Genomic DNA, 20109 nt, shown 5'->3' with positions numbered 1-20109 from the left:
TGAGCTAACCAGCACACTTGGCCATGACAACGCTGCCGGGTACGGTCGAGCCGACCACCAAGCGGCCGTTCTCAGCGGCGAGTTGGTAGGTCAGAGTCCAGTCGATGCAGGCCGCCTGGAGGTCCTTGGGCGCCAGGTCGACGTCCTGCTGCGAGGTGAAACGCAGCGTGACCTGCAGCGGGTCGTCTCGCATCGACTCCATCCAGATGCTGGAGTCGACGGTCGTCGCGTAGGCCTGAAGCCAGGCCTCGCTGGTCTGCCGCGACTCCATCGCCCCGGTCACGGACTGCGTCCAGCTCACGTAGTTGTGCTGGTTGATGGCGTCGAAGAAGCCCTGCAGCAGCAGCTGGACGTCCTGCGCCCTCGGGTGCGCTCGGGAGGACGGCGACATCTGCACCGTGAGATTGTTCGACGGACCGGCCGGTGCGCTGGTCGGATCCGGGGAGGATCCGCCGGCCTGCGGATCAGCCGAGGGGGCCGGCCCTGTCGAAGAGTTCGACGTCGTGGCACCCGGACCAGCGACGGAAGTGCCCGACGACGGACTCGGGGACGACGGCTCCGAACCATCGGATCCGGACTTCGCCGGCGACACTGCGGCGGCCACACCAGGTCCGGTGACGGCAGCTGAACTATCGCCGGGCGAGGACGAAGCATTCGTGGCCCCGGCGCCGGCCGAACCCTCGACGCCACTTCGATGCGCCGAGATGGCCAGTGCCGACGCACCGCCCAGCACCAGGACGGCCACGAGTGCGGCCGTCAGGACCATGGTCAACCGCCGGCCACGAAGGGGCAACGCCGAGCTCCATCCCTCATCGATCCCCCGCCGGTCGCAGAGGTCCAGGAGAGAGACGTTCAGGATCCGGTCAGGTTGTCCCGAGCAGAGACGGTCGACCGCAATGGCCGCCGCGTCGCCTTCGACGTCCAGCGGGCACCGCGACCGGGCGGCTCAGCCGACCTGGTGCAACCACGTGACGGGAGTTCCCTCACCGGCCCGTCGGAACGACTCCAGTTCGGCGTCGACCTCCGCGCCCAGGGCTTCGGAAAGCGCATGTCGGAGTCCGTCGAGGCTGGTCGCGCGCTCCATCAGACTCCGGATCCGGTCCTCGCCCAGCACCAGATCGCCATTGGCCGCCATGGCGGACCGCCACAGGCCGCGGCCGGGGACATGGCAGAGACGTTCGCCGTCGGAGATGTGAGAGGCATCCTCGGTGATCTCGAAACGCAACATGGGCCAGGCGCGAAGCGCGGAGGCGATCCGTCCGGCCGTTCCGGGCGTACCCTTCCAGCCGACCTCGGCGCGTAGCTGGCCAGGAGAGGCGGGCTGCGCCGTCCAGGACAACGAGACGCGATCTCCGACCACTCCGGAAATCGCCCACTCGACGTGCGGACAGATCGCCGCGGGCGCCGAATGCACAAAGATGACGCCCTGCGCCCTCGTCGCGCGCGGCGCTTCGTTGTCACGATTCACCACAGTCCACCTCACCTCGAGCTCCAACGTCTTCCCCGACGTGGATGCGCGATCGATCGGCGTGCTGTGTACCGGTGAGGCAGCGAAACCCTGCGCGCAGGGATGGACACGCTGCTTCCACTGGGGCCATTGTGCACCGTGATACCACCGTGACGCCAGCTTTCCGCCGAAGTCGAACGGCCTGCCGGCATCCCGGGCCGGGGACGGACCTCGGGCGAGGTCCCGCAGCACCGTCAGTGACAGCGCCGTAGCGCCTCGGCCACGACCGAGGCGTAGAGCTGTCCGCCGGCCGCTCCGGGGTGGACGCCGTCAGGTCCGAGCAGGTCCTTGCGTGCGCCGATGGCGGCATGCCAGTCCGCCAGGCACGTACGCGGTCGTGCCGCCGCGGCTGCTGCGAGGTTGTTGTTGGCCTCGTCCTGCCAGCTGTCCGGCACGAAGGCGTTCACCAGGACCACCCACTCCGAGGCAGGCAGTTCGGCCAGCGCAGATCCGATGTGCGCCGCCGAATCGGTGCCGTTGGTACCGAGCCCGATCACCAGGTAGGGCCGGAGTTGCCGGTCGGCGAGCTTCGGAGCGATGAGGGTGCCGAGGTCCCACAGCTGACGACTGACCACCGCGTCGATGTCGGCGCCGCGGAAGCGATCGAGCATCGCGGGCGCTGACGCCAGCATCACCGAGTCGCCGATCGCACTGATCTGCGAGCCATCGACGTCTGGAGGTGGACTCGAACGGGTGGTGGTCGTACCCGGCGGCGTCCGGCTCGTCGGGGGTGGTTTCACCGGCTTGGTCGGCTTGGCCTGCTTGGCCGGGCCGGCGGGCGCGGCGCCGGACGTGGAGGTCTTCGGCGTCGCCCTGGGGTATACCGGTTTCACCACCTTGGCGATGGGCCGGCTGGGCGCGCCCGACGTCGCGGCCGGCATCGAGATGGGCGTCGAGTCCGGCGTCGAAGTTGGCGTCGAGGTTGGCGTCGAGGTTGGCGGCACCTTCGACCCGGCCGAGGCTGGGGCCGGCGGTGGTGACACCGCGGCAACGGCGTCCGTGAGGGGCGATGCGGTCATCCCGATCGTCGACGGCGCAGCGTCCGTCCGGAGAGCCGACTGCGCGGATGGGCTGGTCCGATTCGCACTCGCCTGCGCCAGCGCCTCCTCCCCGGCCGCCAGCGAGACCGCGAGTTGGCTCTGCCGTGGCGCGGCGACCACGCTGCACGCGGCTATCCCCAGGACCAGGCCGAACGTACCGACGGCGGCCCACCCGACACTTCGGCGAGCTACCGGCGGCCGGCACCCGGCAGTCTGACTCCCCGCCAGGGTGCGGCCGATCGACCGAAGGTATCCCGCGGCGCCGGCACGTCGGATCGGCTCCTCGACCCATCTCCAGGACGCCGCAGCGGCGAGGACCGCAACGCCGACGGCGAGGGCGGCGGCCATCGGCCGGCCGATGGCCGGACCCAGCATCCGGTCGGCGATCACGATCGCCGGCCAGTGCCAGAGGTAGAGGGCATACGAGCGGCGCCCCACCCAGCGCAGCGACCGACGACGCAGCAGCGTGTGCACCGGGCCGGCACCTCTGACCGCCATCGCGACCAGCACCACAGCGGCGACGTTCACCGCGAACAGGCCACCCCGGTAGGTGACGGCGGCCGTGTCGGACAGCAGAAAGGCACCCCCGATCACCACCATGAGTGCCATCGGACCCCACGCGGAAGCGAGTCCGCGTGGGGCGGTCGGCCTCCGCCGCAAGACCGGGTCGACGTCCGAGGAGGGTCGGGCCAGCGCCAGCGCGGCGCCCAGCAGCAGACCGAACCCATGGCTGTCCGTGCCCACGTAGGAGCGGGTCGGATCCGAACCCGTCGCGAAGGTCGCCGCCATCACCACAGCCGACAGCAGAGCCAGCAGCGCAACCAGAGCGACCCGTCGACGGCGCGCTGCCAGCCGCGTCAGCAGCAGCACGCAGACTGCCGGCCAGAGCAGGTAGAACTGCTCCTCCACCGCCAGCGACCAGAGATGGGTGAGGACGGCGGGTTCGGCGGCGGAGACGTACGACGACCCGGTGCCCAGCTGGATCCAGTTGCTCGAGAACGTCGATGCACCGATCAGCTGACTCCGCAGCCCGGCGCCCAGATCGTGCCCGAGAGCCAGGGTGGCGGCGCAGACCACGATCACCATGACGGCCAGGGCCGGCAGCAGACGCCGCGCCCGGCGCTGGAGAAAGGCACCGAAGCGGATCCGTCCGGAGGTGTCGTGCTCGCGCTGGAGCAGAGCCGTCACCAGGTAGCCGGAGACGACGAAGAACAGGTCGACGCCGACGAATCCGCCACGAAGGGCGGGCACTCCGGCGTGGTAGAGCACCACCGCGATGACGGCGATCGCCCGGATTCCGTCCAGACCTTCGGCGTAGCCCCGCCGCACCCTCCCGCCAAGATCCTGGGTCACGCGTGTTCCTCCCCGCTGGTTGGCCCAAACCTGCCGAACAAGCGAAAAGCTATGGGGCACAACTATGTTTTGGACAACCGAGAGTCCGATGCCGAACTGGCAGAAGGCGAGCGTAGTGCATCGACGGGGGGAGCCACACCGTAGCGACCCACGTTTGACGGGTGAAGAATGAACGGCAGGCGGGAGGGGGCCGGGTGGGCCTGATCAGCCGTCGGCCGACGTCTGCTGGGCGACATCAGGGGAGCCGATCACCCGGTTGCGGCCTTCCCTCTTCGCGCGGTACAGCATGGCGTCCGCTCGGACCAGACACTGCGAGGCACTCTCGGTCGGCAACAGGGTGGCGTAGCCGATGGAACACGTCTGGCTGTCGGGCACCAGCACACGAAGTCTGTCCAGCAGGGGCGCGGCGTCGCCCGCGGCGCATCCCGGCAGACCGATCGAGAACTCCTCACCACCCCACCTCGCGATGACGTCGGCCTTTCGCAGCATGGCCCTCGCCCGCGCGGCGAAATTGCGCAGCAGCTCGTCGCCCTCGTGATGTCCATAGGTGTCGTTGTACCGCTTGAGGTGATCGAGGTCGACCAGGGCGAGGGTCAGCGGTTCCCCGGTCTGCTGGGTCCAGCTGATCAGCTCCTGGAGACTCGACTGCCAGCCACGACGGTTCTCCAGCCCGGTCGGGGCGTCGGTCTCGGCCAGCGTCTCCAACTCCATCCGCACCCTCGCTGCGGTCAACACCGAGCCGGCTTCCTCCGCGAGCAACTGGACCGCCAGCACCGACGGGTCGGCCGCGCCGGACAGGACGCGATCCCAGGTCACGGCCAGCACCGCGACGACGGTGCCGTTGTCCAGCAACGGCTGCCACCAGCTGGTCGCCGTGGCGGTCGGGGCGGTCACACTGCCGAATCCCCAGTCGTCCGGACCCGCCTCGTCGATCAGCTCGGGCTGATGGCTGAGCCAGATCCGTCCCGGAGCTCCGGTTCCCGGCCGGAGTCGGGTCCCGAGGACCCGGTGTCCGACGCAGTGGCTCACGGTGAGGCGCCCGGCCTCCGCAGGCTCCAGGATGCACACCGAGATCGCCTGCGCCAGCCACCGCACCTCGGCGGCCAGCACCTGCCGGGGGTCCTCGCCGGACTGCACGCACCTGGCCACTCTCGCCACCGCGGTCAGCGTGGCCTGCGACTGCTGCAGGACCGACTCGACCTGCTTGCGCTCGGTCAGATCCTGTACGTGCGACAGCATCCACCGGCGCCCCTCGGGTCCAGGCACCGGCGAGACCGAGAGGGCGCCGGTCCGGAGCTCCCCGTCCGGCCTCACCCAGCGGCGTTCGGCGCGGATGATCCCGTCTCCACCGGCGGCGACAGATTCGGCCATCCGACGCAGGATGTCGTCGACCTGGCCGACATCGTCCGAGTGGCCGAATTCCCCCGGTCCGTGCCCGATCAGCTCGCCCGCGGGCCGACCCAACAGCTCGGCGAGGGCCGGATTCACCCGCACGAAGATGCAGTGTTCGTCGAACAGCGCGACCCCGACGGGGCTGGTGTCGAATACCTCGGTGAAGCATCTCCGCCAGTGCCGGTCCATGGCCGGGTCGACTTCGGCGGTCGAGCAGGTGGGCCGGTCGCCCGGTGTCCTGCCGCCAGCGTCACCGGTGTCGCCCGGAACCATGGAGGGGGATTTCGCCCCGGGTCTCAGCAACCACGCGCACCAGAGCAGGATCAGCACACCGACCCCGAGGGCGGCACCAACCGGAAGACGCCAGAACCCGTCGATCTCGGGGAGCGTCAGCGGGACCAGGCAGATCAGTAGGACGGACAGACCGACCGCACTCGTCCGCACCGACCGGACATCGATCCCTGACGGTCCGTGCTGCCGTTCCGGGGGCGGACCCGTCCCGGCGAGCCGCTCCGTGCCCGTCGAGTCGACCATTCCTCCAACCTCCACAGTTCTGGTGACGAACCGTGTCCGAGGCGCGTGTTCGGCTTCCCAGGTTCGTAACTTTCAGTTATCGAATATACCCCGATTGTCACCGATTGTGGGTGCGGCACGCGGGTTTCGTACCGCTAGGTCCCGGTACTCGATCTGCTCACTCGTGATGCGGGCCAGATCAGCGGCGTCGGCGAAGGAATGCCTCACCGCAGCTGCGGCCAGCGCCGTCACCCCGTCCTCGTCCAGATGCAACAGCTCGGCGGCGATCTCGTACTCACGACAGAGCGTGGTCGAGAACATCGAAGGATCGTCCGAGTTCACGGTCAGCGGAACACCGGCGGCGAACAGCAACGGCAACGGATGTTCCTCGAGCGAGGCCACCGACCGGGTCCGCACGTTGGAGGTCGGGCAGACCTCGAGGGCTATTTCCCGCTCCTTCAACAAGGCCATCAGCACGTCGTCCCGCGCCGCGGCGATCCCGTGCCCGATCCGTTCCGCACCGAGTGTCTCGATGGCATCCCAGATGGTCGACGGACCGGTCGATTCGCCGGCGTGCGGGACGCTGTGCAGACCGGAAGCGCGCGCGGATGCGAAATGTGCGGCGAACTGCGGCCTCGGCACCCCGACCTCCGGGCCGCCCAGCCCGAACCCGACCAGACCCTGCGGCCGACACCGCAAGGCGATGTCCAGGGTGGCATCGGCAGCCGGGATCCCGGCCTCGCCGGGGATGTCGAAGATCCAGCGCATCACGATGCCGAAGTCGCGTTCGGCCCGCAGCCTCGCGTCCTCGATCGCATCGCAGAACTCCTCGGCGGGGATACCGGCGCGCACCGAGGTGAACGGAGTGACGGTCAACTCGGCGTATCGGACCTGTTGGGCGGCCAGATCGGCGGCGACGGCATAGGTGAGCTGGTGCACGTCCTGGGCATCCCGGATCAGATCGACCACCGACAGGTAGACGTCGATGAAGTGCGCGAAGTCGGTGAAGGTGAAGTAGTCGGCCAGCAGACCGGGATCGGCCGGGACCGCCGTCCGGCCCTCGTACCGTGCGGCGAGCGCCGCCACCGTCGTCGGCGAGGCGGAACCGACATGGTGCACGTGCAGTTCGGCCTTGGGTAGCCCGGCGATGTAGTCGTGGAGATTCATGACCCGAGCCTGGCAGAAGTCCTCGGCCGCCGGAGTGCCGAGGTCGGCAGACCACGCCGGTCGGCCAGAGCCGTGGCCGATCGCGCGGCCACGGCCACCAGGTCCCGGGCCGGGCCCGGAGGAGGCTGACGGCTGGTCAGCCAGACCGCCCGCAGTTCCCGTCGCAGATCCAGCTCGGCAACGGGCACTTCCACCAGACGACCGAGGGCAAGATCGTCGGCCACCGCCAGCGCGCTCATCGCGCCCGGGGCGGTGCCGGTGGCGATGGCGGCCCGTACCGCGGCCGCGCTGGCCAGCTCGATGGCCGGTGGCGACATCTCGGCGCCGGCCGGTAACCGGCTACGGAGCGCCTTGGTGAACGCCTCCCTGGTCCCGGATCCCGGTTCCCGGCTGACCAGCGCCGTGCCCGCGAGTTCCACCGGGCCGATGGCCCGCCCTGACCTGGCCCAACGGTGGCCCGGGGCGACGACCACCACCAGATGATCGTGGCCCACCACCACCGATCGCACCTTTCGTGGCTCGCCTGGCCCTTCGACGAACCCGAGGTCAGCGGTGCCCTCGAGCACGGCCCGGATCACACCCTCGCTGTTGGTCGTGATCATCTCCAGGGACGTCGGCTGCTGCCCGGCTCGCAGCTGCCCGTCGCGCAACGCCAGGAACCAGCGCGGGGCCAGGTGCTCGGCAACGGTCAAACTGGCGGCGATGCGCAGGTGAGCGTCCCGGGTGTTCGTCAACGAGGCGACGCCGGCGTCGAGCCGGTCGGCGGCAGCCACCACCGGCGTGGCCCAGCCGGCCACCAGCGCACCGGCCGGCGTCAGGGTCGACCCGTGGGTGCTGCGCACCACGAGCGGGACCCCGATCTGGGTCTCCATCGCCTTGATCCGTAGCGAGGCCGCCTGCTGCGTCATGCCCATCGCGGTCCCGGCCAGCGCCAGACTGCCTTCAGAACGCACGGCGAGCAGTAGCTGCAGGGCGATCAGATCGGGGACGCGGCGGCTCAGCATCTGGCTATCAGACCACAAGTCCTGCTTGTGTCGCGACAAGAGATCGACCCCTACCGGGCAGGTCACTGCGCGAGCAGAGTCGTCCTCGTGAGCACAACCGCTTCATCCCGCCGCCTCGACCCCACGTCCCTGCCCGAGCGCGCCACCACCGATCCTCCGCCCGCCGGACGCCGGATGTTGCCCGCCCTGGATCGCCCCGGACAGGTCTTCGAGAACATCACCCCCAATTGGTTCGCCTCCGTGATGGGCACCGGCATCGTCGCAAATGCCGCTGCCACCCTGCCGCTGCACCTGATCGGCCTTCGGGTGTTCGCCATCGGGATCTGGCTGCTGGCCTCCGTCGCCCTGGTCAGCCTGTCGGTGGCTTTCGCGATCCACTGGCTGCGGCATCGTCGCAACGCCTTGGCGCACGCCCGTCATCCGGTGATGTCGCAATTCTACGGCGCGCCGGCGATGGCTCTGCTGACCGTCGGGTCCGGCGCCCTGCTGCTGGGCCGCGACGTCATCGGGCTCCCGGCCGCGTTGACCGCCGACTTCGTCCTCTGGACGGCCGGCACCCTGCTCGGACTTTTCACCAGCGTCTGGGTGCCGTTCGCGATGATCACCCGCCACGACCACGACACTGCCGTCGCTCTCCCGGCCTGGCTGATGCCCGTGGTCCCGCCGATGGTCTCGGCCTCCACCGGAGCGCTGTTGCTACCGCATGTGCCGGCCGGGCAGTTGCGCCTGATGCTCATGCTTGCCTGCTACGCGATGTTCGGGTTGAGCCTGATCGTCGGCATGATCACCCTGACCCTGGTCTACTCCCGGCTCGTGCACGGCGGGCTCCCGCCCGTCCAGGCCGCGCCGACGGTCTGGATCACGCTGGGCATGATCGGCCAGTCGATCACCGCGGTCAATCTGCTGGGCGCCGCCTCCGGGTCGGTCGTTGCCGCTCCGGTGGCGGAAGGTCTGCGGATCTTCGGAGTGATCTACGGGATCTCGATGGGTGGATTCGGCGCGCTGATGTTCTCCCTCGCCGTCGCCCTGACCGTGCACGGTGCGCGGCGCGGGCTCGAGTTCTCGTTGACCTGGTGGAGTTTCACCTTCCCGATCGGCACCTGCGTCACCGGCGCGACCGCGCTGGGCAACGCCACCGGCGCCTCGGCGATCCATGCGCTGGCCGTGGGGTTGTACGTGGTCCTGCTCGCCGCATGGGGCACGGTATCGGCCAAGACCCTCGGCCGGTCGATCACCGGGGAGATCTTCGAGCCGGTCCGGTAGACGCCCCGCCGTGCCGGTGGGACGATCGCAAGACCCCGATCGATCACACGGGCGAAGCGGCGCGCCTATGGTGGAAGGATGACCGATTCGTCAACCGCAGAGGCGCTGGCGCTCGACGACAAACTCTGTCTCGCGCTCTACACTGCATCCAGGGCGATGACGGCACGCTACCGAGAACCGCTCTCCACACTCGGCCTCACCTACCCGCAGTATCTGGTCATGATGCTGTTGTGGGAGGACGGTGCCTCGTCGGTCGGTCAGATCGGATCACGTCTGAGCCTCGAGTCCTCGACGCTCTCCCCACTGCTCAAGCGGCTGGAGACGATGGGCCTGGTCAGCCGGACGCGGGACACCGAGGACGAGCGTTCGGTGATCGTCGGCCTCACCCGTAGCGGACGCACCCTGCAGCGGCGATCCGCCGGAGTTTCGACCGAGATCTGCGATGCCACGGGTCTTTCCATGCAGCAGCAGGACGAGTTGGTCGAGCAGCTCCGGACGCTTGCGACGACTCTGCTGTCCACACGCCACTAGTCGACTTCATTCCCGGTCTCTCGGTAGCCCTTCTCACCCCTGCAATTCATGATTACGTCGTGCGCGATTGAATTGGGAGGACTACGTTGGCGGAAGTTCCAGAACATCGAACCAACCACAGAGATCATCACAGTGATCCCAGCGGGGATCATCACGAGGAGGACTGACCATGGCCAAGCTGACGGTGGGCAACGAGAACGGCGCCCCGATCGAGCTGTACTACGAAGATCTCGGGGCCGGCACCCCTGTAGTCCTGATCCACGGCTGGCCGCTGAGCGGTCGTTCGTGGGAGAACCAGGTGCCGGCGCTGATCGAGGCCGGTCACCGGGTCATCACCTATGATCGCCGCGGCTTCGGCTGGTCCTCCCAGCCGTGGAGCGGCTATGACTACGACACCTTTGCGGCCGACCTGGACGCCCTGCTCACCCACCTGGACCTGACCGAGGTCACCCTGGTGGGGTTCTCCATGGGCGGCGGCGAGGTGGTCCGGTACATCGGCACCTACGGCCCCTCCCGCATCGCGAAGGCCGTCCTGGCCGCCGCCGTGCCGCCGTTCCTCTACAAGTCCGACGAGCACCCGGAAGGCGGGTTGGACGACGCCACCATCGCCGGTTTCCAGGGCGCGATCAAGTCCGACCGAATCGCCTTCCTCGACCAGTTCACCACCAACTTCTTCACCGCCGGCGACAAGCTCACCGTGAGCGAGCAGCAGCGCGTCTACGCCCGTGACATCGCGGCATTCGCCTCCCCCAAGGGCACCAGCGATTGCGTCACGGCCTTCGGCACCACCGACTTCCGCGGCGACATCGCGAAGGTCACCGTGCCGACGCTCGTCATCCACGGCGATTCCGATGCCGTCGTCCCGTTCGAGGTCAGTGGGAAGCTCTCGGCCGAGACCATCACCGGCGCCAAGCTCGTCCTCATCGAGGGTGGTCCGCACGCGATCAACGCGAGCCACGTCGACGAGTTCAACTCGGCGCTGCTGGACTTCATCAACGGCTGAGTTCTCCGGGACCTGGATTCGGCCGTGTCCCCCCGACTTGTGGGGAGCAAAAATCCCCTTTGCGTCCGAATTGTCGGAGTTGTGGTCCCCGCTCGACGGGGAAACGGGGCCAGCGAGCCACGGAGCCCAGTCGCCTGACGGGTCAGTTCTGCCGGGCGGGCTCGGCCGGGGGGATCTCGTTCGCCCGGTACTCGTCGGCGCGGGCCTCGTCCTCCTGCTCCTGACGTTCCTCGATCCGCTTCTTGATGCGGCCGAGACCTGGCACCGCGCCGAGGATCTCGTTGAGCTCCCTGGACACGTCGAGCAGGTCGCGCAGATCCGGCGCGACGGTGCCGAGCGTGTCCAGGATCGGCAGGATGTCGGTCTGCATCTTGGCCGCTACGTCCGGCAGGGTGTCGACCAGCTTCACGATAGCGTCGATCTCTACCGGGCTCGTGGTGGCGGCCAGGTGAGCCACCATCGGCTCGAGCTTGTCCAGCGTCGGCTGGAAGCGGTCCAGCAGCGGGGTCAGTGCCGCCGTCAGCTTCTCGGTCCGTCCGACGACGGTCTCCGCCCTGGTCACCACGGTCTCGGTGCGCCCGACGACCGCCGCCGCCCGCGTCTGCACGGTCTGGATGTCGGCGACGACCTTGCGCACCGTCGCCATCAGCTGCTCGACCTCACCGACGATCACCACCAGCCTCGGGACCAGGGCGATGGCCTTCTCGGCGGCTTCGAAACCCCTGCCGGCCAGGGCGAGGAGATCGGTGGGTCCGGGCAGTCGCATGAGGTATCCCTGTCGTCATCGGTAGAGATGCTGTGGTCATCGGGACTGCCGGTCGGGTCTGTCCGGCCGCCAGCGCCCTTCCGACTCTACGTGCGGTGACCCCCGTCACCGGGCCGGAGCGCCAGTGATTCGCCCGGCTTGGTTGTGCTCGGGCGAGCTCCAGAGTGTCAGCGCACAGGTCCGGCTTGCTGACCGGCAGCTCTGGAAGGCGGTGCACGGTGGCAGGACGACCGGGCACGGTGGAAGGTCGGCGCATACGCAGCAGCGCGGCCCTGCCGGGCCGAAGCCTCACCCTCCGGCAACCGTTCGTCCTCGACGGCACCGGTGACTTCGTCGGTCCCCTCGACATCGCTGTCCGCGACGGCCTGATCACGGCGATCGCGCCCCACCTGCCGATCGACCCGGAGCATCCCGACCTCGACCTGGCCGGTCGATGGCTGATGCCGGGCGTTGTCGACACCCACGTGCACGCAGTGACCCAGAGCTTCGACGGCTGGGAGCAGCTGTCCACCCCCTACAGCTACCGCATCGCCGAGACGCTGGACGGGCTCCGGAAGGCGCTGCACGCCGGGGTCACCCCGATGCGTGATGCCGGCGGTCTTGACGCCGGCGTCCGTGATGCCATCGCAGCCGGCCTCGCGCAGGGCCCGGAGTTGCAGGTCAGCGTCGTCCCGGTCAGTCAGACCGGCGGCCACGGTGACGGATTCCTGGCCGGCGTCGGCCTCGAGCTCCCCACCGACGGCATGATCCCGGACTACGTCGGCCGCCCGCCGCATCTGGCTGACGGCGTCGACGAGATGCGTCGGGTGGTCAGGACGATCCTGCGCAGCGGCGCCGACTGGATCAAGATCATGGCCACCGGCGGGGTCCTCTCGGCCGGCGACGGCCACTTCGAACCCGGAGTTCAGCGCCGACGAACTGGGTGTCGCCGTCACCGAGGCGGGGCGTCGCGGCAAACCCGTGATGGTGCACGCCCTCGGCGGTCCGGCGATCGGGACGGCGGTGGCCGCCGGTGCCCGGTCGATCGAGCACGGAATCTGGCTGACCGAGGCCGACGCTGCCGACATGGCCGCTGCCGGCGCCTTTCTCGTCCCCACCCTTGGCATCTACCGTCATCTGGCCGCGCAGGCCGCAATTCCCGGAAGCCTGCCACCGGCAGCCACCGCCCGTGCCATCGCCGCCGGGCAGACCCTGGTCGAGGCGGTGCGCATCGCCCGGGCGGCCGGTGTGCCCATCGCGCTGGGCACCGACTTCGCCCATCGCGACATGCACGGCCGCAACCTCGGGGAGATCACCGAACTCGTCGGAGCCGGGCTGAGTCCGGTGCAGGCCCTGCTCGCCGCGACGGCGAACGGCGCGGACCTCTGCGGCGTCGGCGACGTCACCGGACGGCTGACGGTCGGTCGCCGGCTGGATGCGATCGTGCTCGACGTCGACCCGAGCGATCCGGAGATCTTCACCGACCCCGACTCGGTGGGTGAGGTCTTCCTGCGGGGACTTCTCGTCCGGCCGCCGCCGTGACGACGGGCCATCCGAACCCCAGAACCGCACGTCCAGAATGACGTCTTCATCCAGTCGAGAAGGTTGAACACCATGTCCCAGCTCATGTCCCGCCGCCAGCTGTTGCGTTTCGGAGTCGGCAGCGCCGGCCTGATGATCATCACGCCGATCCTGGCCGCCTGCTCGACGCCGAGCACCCCGATCGGTCAGGCCTCCACCTCCACGACGCCGACGACCGCCGCCGGATCGACTCCGGCGAGCGGATCCTTCACCACGGGCGCGGCCTCGTCGGGCGGCGCTGGCTCCTCCACCGGCGCACCGGCGACGACGGGCGGTGGCGGCAGCGGGACGCTCAAGTACGCGCGGACGACCGGCCCCACGAACTTCGACCCGGCGGCCGTCATCGTGGCCGGTGACGTCTACACCCTGAACCAGATCTTCGAACCGCTCTACATCACCGATGTGAAAGGCGCGCTGCAGCCGCATCTGGCGGCCGGCCACACGGTGTCGGCCGACGGCCTGACGTACACCTTCACCCTGCGCAAAGGCGTCACCTTCTCCGACGGATCACCCCTGACGTCCAAGGACGTGGCGTCCTCCATCCTGCGGGCGCGTGACGACAAGGACGGCCCGCTGTCGTTTCTGGACAGCGCTATCTCCAGCGTCACCGCCACCGGCGAGCTGACGGTGGTCGTCGCACTGAAACAACCGTGGGTGCCGTTGATCTCGGACATCTCGGCGTTCTCCAACTCGATCGTGCCGGACAAGCTGCAGGGCAAGAGCGCGGCCGCCTTTTTCGCCGCGCCCATCGGGACAGGGCCGTTCGTGTTGAAGTCGTGGACGAAGGGCGGCACCGTGGTGCTGGCCCGGAACGAGAAGTACTGGCAGACCGGGCTTCCCTACCTGGACGGCGTCGAGTTCAGCATCGTCAGCGACGACAACCAGCTGCTCCAGCAGCTCCAGGGCGCCCAGGTCGACGTCATCGATTCCTTCCCGGCGGCGAACGTCGGGGACATCAAGGGTAATTCCGCACTCACCCTGCTCAATGGACCGCAGTGGTCGGTCGATCTGCTGTTGTTCAACGAGAAGGTCGCCCAGTTCGCCGATCGTCATGTGCGGCGGGCGATCTCGCACCTGGTCAACCGCAAGCAGATCTCCCAGGCAGCGACGTTCGGGACCGCAGCACCCGCGGACTCGTTCTTCCCGCCGAGCCTTCAGTACTACGACGGCACCATCACGGTGCTGGGCCACGACGTCGCCGCGGCGAAGGCCGAGATGGCCCAGTCCAAGTCTGCGAGCGGATTCACCACCGAGATCCTGGTGCCGTCGTCGGACCAGAACTGGAACCAGATGGCGCAGATCCTGCAGGAGGCCCTGAAGGCCATCAGCATCACGGTGAAGATCCGGTCGATCGAGACCGCCGCCTACAAGGCTGCCTTCCTCAAGTTCGACTACGAGATCATGATCAACAACGCCATCAACGACATCAGCGATCCGGACGAGATGGCCTCCTTCCAGATCGACGACGTCAACGGCGGGTCGACGTCCTTCTGGACCGGCTACCACAACCCGGCGGCCATCGCCCTTGTCACCAAGGCCCAGGCCGAACTGGACGACACCAAGCGCAGGGCCCTCTACCGCCAGATCCAGCAGACCGTCGCCGACGACGCCCCGTACGTGCCGCTGGTCTACCCGCCCGCTCTGAAAGCCTCCAGCACCAAGGTCACCAGCTTCGAGGTCAACCCGGCCGGCGCGGTCCGTCTGGAGAACGTCAAGGTTTCATGACCCGGGAGACCTTCCGCTACGTGGGGCGCCGGCTGCTCAGTGAGGTGGGCGTCGTCGTCGGCGTCGTGATCGTGACCTTCCTGCTGCTGCATCTCATCCCGGGCGATCCGGCACAGACGATGCTGGGCAACCGGGCCACGCCGGGCGCGGTGGCCGCGCTGCGGGCGCAGTGGGGGCTGAATCGACCGCTGTGGACGCAGTTCGGCTCGTTCGTCGGCCGCCTGGTGACCAAGGGCGACACCGGCGACTCGCTCTTCTACCAGGTGCCGTCCCGGTCGTTGATCTTCCCCCGGATCGGCGTCACCCTGGAACTGGTGGTGCTGGCCGGCCTGTTCTGCCTGCTGGTCACGGTACCGCTGGCAACCTGGGCGGCGGTCCGCAAGGACCGGGCGGCCGACCAGGTCATCCGGATCATCCCGTCCATCGGCGCCGGGTTGCCCGCACTCTGGGTCGGCCTGCTGCTGATCGTCGTGTTCGGCGCAAGTGGTTGTTGCCGGCCATGCCCGGCTTTGCCGTGGTGCTGACCGGGCTCGGCTTCAGTCTGCTGGGCGACGGGCTCGCAGACGTCTGGCGGGTGCGGCGGTGACGGCGGCTGTCCGGGCGCGCAAAAATCACGAAGCGCTGCAGCTCTGGGCGCTCACGGTCACCTTCCCGGCCGGCGGCGAACGCCGCGAGGTGGTCAGCTCGGTCGATCTCGAACTCGTTGCCGGAAGCACCCTTGGCATCGTCGGCGAGTCCGGGAGCGGCAAGAGCGTGACCCTCCGGGCGCTGATGGGGCTGCTGCCGTCGTCGGCGCGCGTCACGTCCGGTTCGCTCACGATGAGCGGCACCCACATCCCGTTGGCCGGCCGCGGGGTCAGGGCCGCCCGCCGGCGGCGGTTGGCGATGGTCTTCCAGGATCCGCTGGCCGCTCTCGACCCGGTGATGAGCATCGGCGACCAGATCGCCGAGGTGCCGCGTCGGGTGTTCGGCGAATCCCGGCGGGCGTCGAGGGCCACCGCCCTCGACCTGATGCGATCGGTGCGGATCCCGGATCCGGAACGTCGGGCGAGCGCCTATCCCCACCAGCTGTCCGGCGGACAGCGGCAGCGGGCGGTCATCGCGATGGCATTGGCCTGCCGGCCGGAGATCCTGCTCTGCGACGAGCCGACCACGGCGCTGGACGTCACCATCGCCGCCGAGATCCTCGACCTGCTCTCGGGTCTGCGCGAGGAGTCGGGCCTGTCGATGATCTTCGTCAGCCACGATCTGGCCGTGGTCAGCTCGATGGCGGACCGCATCGTCGTGATGCGGTCCGGTGCGGGCGTCGAGGCTGGCAGCACCGACGCGGTGCTGCGGAATCCCGAGCGGCCCTACACCCGCCAACTTCTGGACGCGGTGCTGGAACTGCCGGCGTCCCGGGAGGTGGTCCGGCCCATCGATCCGGCCGTCCTTCCGACGTCCGCCGCCCGGACGCCACTCCGGTTGGCGGCGCGGAACATCGACGTCACCTACGGTTCGGCGTCGGCCGCGGTGCGGGCTGTGAGCGTGTGGACCTGGAGGTGGGGGTCGGACGGATCCACGGCATCGTCGGTGAGTCAGGCTCCGGCAAGACCACGCTGGCGAAGGTGTTGACCGGGCAACTGCGCCCCGACGCCGGCGAGGTCTTCCTCGGCGGCCGCGTGCTCCCGGCCAGGCGCACCAGGGACGAGCTGAGCGCGATCCAGATGATCTACCAGGATCCGTACTCCTCGCTCGACCCGCGGATGACGGTGCGGCAGACCCTGACCGAACTGCTCCGGCTGGTCCAAGGGCTGTCCAAACCGCGGGCCCAGGCCCGTTGTCTGGAGCTGCTGGATCAGGTCGCGCTCCCCGCGTCCGCGCTGGACGGCTATCCCGGGCAGTTCTCCGGAGGGCAGCGGCAACGGATCGCCATCGCCAGGGCGCTGGCGGTAGAACCCACCGTGCTGGTCGCCGACGAACCCACGTCAGCTCTCGATGTCTCGATCCAGGCCGCTGTGCTCGACCTGTTGCTCGGGCTGCGCGACCGACTCGGGCTGTCGATCGTGGTGATCTCGCACAACCCGGCCGTGGTCCGTCACCTCTGCGACGACGTCACGGTGATGCTCGACGGCGAGGTCGTCGAGACCGGCATCGCCACGCAGGTCATCGACCATCCGCGCTCGGAGTACACCCGGGCCCTGGTCGCGGCGGTCCCCCGGCTGTTCGCGGACGAATTCCCGATGGACGTGGACGCGACATGACAGTGGTGCCCGGCGATCACGGCGGATTGCTCGACCGACCCGTGGTGGGGGCGGCCGACGTCGCCGCCGTCGAGGATGCCGTCGCAGGTCTGCTGGACACCACCGGCGATGTCCTGCTGATCCAGGGCGAGGCCATCGTCGCTCTGGAGGCGACGGCAAGAGGCCTGGCGCAGCGGGGTTCCCGCGCTGAACATCGTAACCGGGCCGTACGGGGCTCTGTTCGGCCGATGGCTGGCCTCGGGTGGATCCGACGTCACCTCGGTGGACGTGCCCTATGACCGCAGTGTGACGGCCGCCGAGGTCGAAAACGCACTGTCAACAAGCGTTTTCGATCTGGTCGCGGTGGTGCACGCGGAGGCGGCGACCGGCGGCGCGAACCCGATGGACCAGATCGCCACCATCGTGGCCGGCCATGGCGCCCTGCTCGTGGTCGACGCCGTCGCCTCCGTCGGTGCCCACCCGGTGACACCTGACCACTGGCAGGCCGACGTGGTGGCGATCGGCGGGCAGAAGGCGCTGGCCGGACCGGCCGGCGTCTCCGCACTCTTCGTCAGCCCTCGGGCCTGGGACAGGATGGAGCGCAACGCTTCCGCCCCGCGCGAGTCGATTCTCTCGCTGCTGGACCTCCGCGACGGCTGGTTGGCCACCGGGCGATCGACGATCCTGGGCACCCCCGCGTCGCTGGAGACCGCGGCCTTGGGTCAGGCAGTGGCCCGGGTGTCGTCCGAGGGCCTCGACCGGGTGATCCACCGCCACCGGGCAGCCGCCGCCGCGACCAGGGCCGGACTGCGGATACTGGGGTTGACGCCGTGGATCGCGGAGGACGCCACCGCAGCGGCGGTCGTGACGACCGTGGCCGTGCCGGACGGCTGGACCGTCGCCGACCTGGTCGCCGCGACACGTGCGGCCGGTTCCCGGCTGATCGGGCCGGCGCCGGGCTCGTTGTCCCACAGCACCTTTCGGGTCAATCACACCGGGCGCAGTGCCGATCTGGAGCTGATCATCGCCGACCTCGCTGCGCTCGGGAAGGCGCTGGGCCCGGTCCCGCCGCGGACGCTGGACGCCGTCGCCGCCGCCCGGCAGGCCTGGGCGGGCTGACGAGGCTCAGGCAGGCGGAGCCCTACAGAGACGCGGGGTCCAGATCCAGCGTGGTCCGGTCCAGCGAGGCCAGCAGGTCGAGGCGCCAGTAGACCGTTGGCAGCTCGAAACGGTAGAAGTACGCTGCCGCAGCCCTCTTGCCCCCGTAGAAGTGACCATCGCTCTCGTCGGCTGCGCCTGCTGTGAGAACCTGCTCGAGCCAGATCCATGCCACGACGATGTGTCCGGCCGCCTCGAGGTAGAGGGTGGCGTTTGCCAGCGCCACCGCCGGGTCACGCCCCTCCCAGAGCCGCGCGGTCACCTCGACCAGCCGCCCCAGTGCCGCGTCGAGCTGATCGGCCAGCTCTAGGGGGCCACCGGCCGGCCCGGCTCCCCTGGCTCGCGAGAGGGTTGCGCCGATCGTCTCCACCAGCAGCCTGAGCGCGGCCCCGCCGTCCATGATCACCTTGCGGCCCAACAGATCCAACGCGTGGATGCCGTGGGTGCCCTCGTGGATCTGATTCAGCCGATTGTCCCGGTAGTACTGCTCCACCGCGTAGTCGCGGGTGTAGCCGTAGCCGCCATGGACCTGGATGGCCAGGTCGTTGGCGGCCAGGCACCACTGCGACGGCCAGGACTTCGCAATGGGCGTGAGGATCTCCAGGAGGGTGTGGCACCGGGCGCGTTCGTCATCGGTGGTGGCCGTCCGTTCCTCGTCGACCAGATGCGCGCAGAACAGGATGAGCGCGAGACCACCTTCGGCGTAGGACTTCTGGGCCAGCAGCATGCGGCGCACATCGGGGTGCTCGACCAGGGCGACCGGCGGCGCGGAAGGATCCTTGGCGTCCACCGGGCGGCCCTGCTTCCGGGTCTGTGCGTAGTCAAGGGCGTGCAGGTAGCCGGTGTAGCCGAGCGCGACGGCGCCGGCCCCGACGGCGATCCGCGCCTCGTTCATCATGTGGAACATGTAGGACAGCCCGCGATGCTCCTGGCCGATCAGGTACCCGACGGCGCCGGGCAGACTGCCCGGGGTGCGTAGACCCTCGCCGAAGTTCAGCAGGGTGTTGGTGGTGCCGCGGTACCCCATCTTGTGGTTGAGCCCCACCAGCGCGACGTCGTTGCGCTCACCGACCGTGCCGTCGTCGTCCACCAGGTACTTCGGGACGATGAACAGCGAGATGCCCTTGACCCCAGCGGGTGCGCCCGGGGTGCGGGCCAGGACGAGGTGGACGATGTTGCCGCCCAGTTCGTGATCCCCCCCGGAGATCCACATCTTGGTGCCGTGCAGGCGGTAGGACCCGTCGTCCTGCGGCAGCGCCTTGGTGGTGATGTCGCCGAGCGACGAACCGGCCTGCGGTTCCGACAGGCACATCGTGCCGAACCAACGGCCCTCGATGACGGGTCTCGCGAACTTCTCCACCTGCTCCGCGGTGCCGTGCGCTGCCACCAGACCGGCGTTGCCGGCCGAGAGGAACGCATAGGCGAAGGCGCCGACGCTGGCGCCCTGGAAGTACATGCTCGCGGCCTGGTGCACGGTCAGCGGAAGTTGAAGACCGCCGAGTGCTTCATCGAAGACGCCGGCGCCGAGCCCGGCGTCGGCGTAGAGCGCCAAGGCCTTCTCGATCTCCGGGATGAGCACGACCTTGCCGTCCGGCCCGACGGTCGGCTCCTGCTGGTCGGCGAGGCGGTTGAGCGGGGCGAAGTGTTCGGTGGCGATGGACTCGCTCAGGTCCAGCAGACCGTCGAAGGTCTCGCGGCTGTGCTCGGCGAAACGCTGCCGAGCGGTCAGCGACGTGACGTCGAGCCATTCGTACAGCAGGAACTCGAGGTCACGGCGGGACATGATGAGTGAACGCGGCACGACGTCTCCTTGCTCCGGCGCTCCCCACGCCGGGTCGCCCTGGTCGAGTGTATTTGTGCAGCGGCCCGGGCCGGCCGGTTCGAGGGAGCCGGGACCACACGCCC

Annotated in this window: 18 protein-coding genes and 1 pseudogene; 11 read left to right on the top strand and 8 right to left on the bottom strand. The window is 69.1% G+C overall.

What is annotated here, in order from left to right; genetic code table 11:
- Positions 1-4 precede the first annotated feature (4 nt).
- From ABIB25_RS01825 to ABIB25_RS01800, 6 genes are all read right to left on the bottom strand, one after another.
- A complete protein-coding gene (locus tag ABIB25_RS01825) occupies positions 5-793 on the bottom strand; it encodes a hypothetical protein (protein ID WP_354526688.1) in 789 nt (262 codons plus the stop codon).
- Positions 794-946: 153 nt separating this feature from the next.
- A complete protein-coding gene (locus tag ABIB25_RS01820; RefSeq protein WP_354526687.1) occupies positions 947-1468 on the bottom strand; it encodes a DUF3145 domain-containing protein in 522 nt (173 codons plus the stop codon).
- A 233-nt stretch (positions 1469-1701) separates the two neighbouring features.
- Entirely contained in the window at positions 1702-3900 is a 2199-nt protein-coding gene (locus ABIB25_RS01815; RefSeq protein ID WP_354526686.1) for an acyltransferase family protein, read from the bottom strand.
- Positions 3901-4104: 204 nt separating this feature from the next.
- Positions 4105-5826, bottom strand: a complete 1722-nt coding sequence (locus ABIB25_RS01810; RefSeq protein ID WP_354526685.1) for a GGDEF domain-containing protein — start codon at positions 5824-5826, stop codon at positions 4105-4107.
- A gap of 72 nt (positions 5827-5898) precedes the next feature.
- Complete coding sequence (locus ABIB25_RS01805; RefSeq protein WP_354526684.1) at positions 5899-6972, bottom strand: adenosine deaminase; 1074 nt, start codon at positions 6970-6972, stop codon at positions 5899-5901.
- Positions 6969-7976 carry a LysR family transcriptional regulator gene (locus ABIB25_RS01800; RefSeq protein ID WP_354526683.1) on the bottom strand — a complete coding sequence of 336 codons (1008 nt, stop codon included), beginning with the start codon at positions 7974-7976 and terminating at the stop codon, positions 6969-6971. Before ABIB25_RS01800 ends, ABIB25_RS01805 begins: the two co-directional genes overlap by 4 nt.
- Before the next feature lie 174 nt (positions 7977-8150).
- Between ABIB25_RS01800 and ABIB25_RS01795 the strand changes: the two genes are divergently transcribed.
- The 3 genes from ABIB25_RS01795 to ABIB25_RS01785 all read left to right on the top strand — a co-directional run bounded on the left by ABIB25_RS01795 (position 8151) and on the right by ABIB25_RS01785 (position 10773).
- Positions 8151-9239: a TDT family transporter gene (locus ABIB25_RS01795; RefSeq protein WP_354526974.1), complete on the top strand. Its 1089-nt coding sequence runs from the start codon at positions 8151-8153 to the stop codon at positions 9237-9239.
- 78 nt (positions 9240-9317) lie between these two features.
- Positions 9318-9770: a MarR family winged helix-turn-helix transcriptional regulator gene (locus ABIB25_RS01790; protein ID WP_354526682.1), complete on the top strand. Its 453-nt coding sequence runs from the start codon at positions 9318-9320 to the stop codon at positions 9768-9770.
- Between the two features lie 169 nt (positions 9771-9939).
- Positions 9940-10773 carry an alpha/beta fold hydrolase gene (locus ABIB25_RS01785; RefSeq protein ID WP_354526681.1) on the top strand — a complete coding sequence of 278 codons (834 nt, stop codon included), beginning with the start codon at positions 9940-9942 and terminating at the stop codon, positions 10771-10773.
- A gap of 142 nt (positions 10774-10915) precedes the next feature.
- On the opposite strand, the gene ABIB25_RS01780 is transcribed toward ABIB25_RS01785, so the two are convergent.
- Positions 10916-11539 carry a hypothetical protein gene (locus tag ABIB25_RS01780; RefSeq protein ID WP_354526680.1) on the bottom strand — a complete coding sequence of 208 codons (624 nt, stop codon included), beginning with the start codon at positions 11537-11539 and terminating at the stop codon, positions 10916-10918.
- Positions 11540-11979: 440 nt separating this feature from the next.
- Between ABIB25_RS01780 and ABIB25_RS01775 the strand changes: the two are divergent.
- The 8 genes and pseudogenes from ABIB25_RS01775 to ABIB25_RS01735 form a co-directional block, all read left to right on the top strand.
- Positions 11980-12384: pseudogene (locus ABIB25_RS01775) on the top strand (amidohydrolase family protein); the annotation flags it as partial.
- Positions 12314-13060: an amidohydrolase family protein gene (locus ABIB25_RS01770; protein ID WP_354526973.1), complete on the top strand. Its 747-nt coding sequence runs from the start codon at positions 12314-12316 to the stop codon at positions 13058-13060. The pseudogene ABIB25_RS01775 and the gene ABIB25_RS01770, both read left to right, overlap by 71 nt.
- 72 nt (positions 13061-13132) lie before the next feature.
- Positions 13133-14824, top strand: coding sequence for an ABC transporter substrate-binding protein (locus ABIB25_RS01765; protein WP_354526679.1), 1692 nt, complete (start codon positions 13133-13135; stop codon positions 14822-14824).
- Positions 14821-15348, top strand: coding sequence for an ABC transporter permease (locus ABIB25_RS01760; RefSeq protein WP_354526678.1), 528 nt, complete (start codon positions 14821-14823; stop codon positions 15346-15348). The genes ABIB25_RS01765 and ABIB25_RS01760 overlap by 4 nt, the downstream gene beginning before the upstream one ends.
- 58 nt (positions 15349-15406) lie before the next feature.
- Positions 15407-16438: an ABC transporter ATP-binding protein gene (locus ABIB25_RS01750; RefSeq protein WP_354526677.1), complete on the top strand. Its 1032-nt coding sequence runs from the start codon at positions 15407-15409 to the stop codon at positions 16436-16438.
- A complete protein-coding gene (locus tag ABIB25_RS01745; RefSeq protein ID WP_354526676.1) occupies positions 16354-17067 on the top strand; it encodes an ABC transporter ATP-binding protein in 714 nt (237 codons plus the stop codon). Before ABIB25_RS01750 ends, ABIB25_RS01745 begins: the two co-directional genes overlap by 85 nt.
- Positions 17064-17345, top strand: a complete 282-nt coding sequence (locus ABIB25_RS01740; RefSeq protein ID WP_354526675.1) for a hypothetical protein — start codon at positions 17064-17066, stop codon at positions 17343-17345. Before ABIB25_RS01745 ends, ABIB25_RS01740 begins: the two co-directional genes overlap by 4 nt.
- A gap of 7 nt (positions 17346-17352) precedes the next feature.
- Complete coding sequence (locus tag ABIB25_RS01735) at positions 17353-18165, top strand: aminotransferase class V-fold PLP-dependent enzyme (protein ID WP_354526674.1); 813 nt, start codon at positions 17353-17355, stop codon at positions 18163-18165.
- A 22-nt stretch (positions 18166-18187) separates the two neighbouring features.
- Here ABIB25_RS01735 and ABIB25_RS01730 read toward each other — a convergent pair whose 3' ends face one another.
- Positions 18188-19987, bottom strand: a complete 1800-nt coding sequence (locus ABIB25_RS01730; RefSeq protein WP_502919730.1) for an acyl-CoA dehydrogenase — start codon at positions 19985-19987, stop codon at positions 18188-18190.
- Positions 19988-20109: the final 122 nt, after the last annotated feature.

The organism is Nakamurella sp. UYEF19 (assembly GCF_040546275.1).
Taxonomy (GTDB): domain Bacteria; phylum Actinomycetota; class Actinomycetes; order Mycobacteriales; family Nakamurellaceae; genus Nakamurella.
The sequence above is the reverse complement of the archived record's forward strand: the minus strand, read 5'-3'. Positions and strand labels throughout refer to the sequence as shown.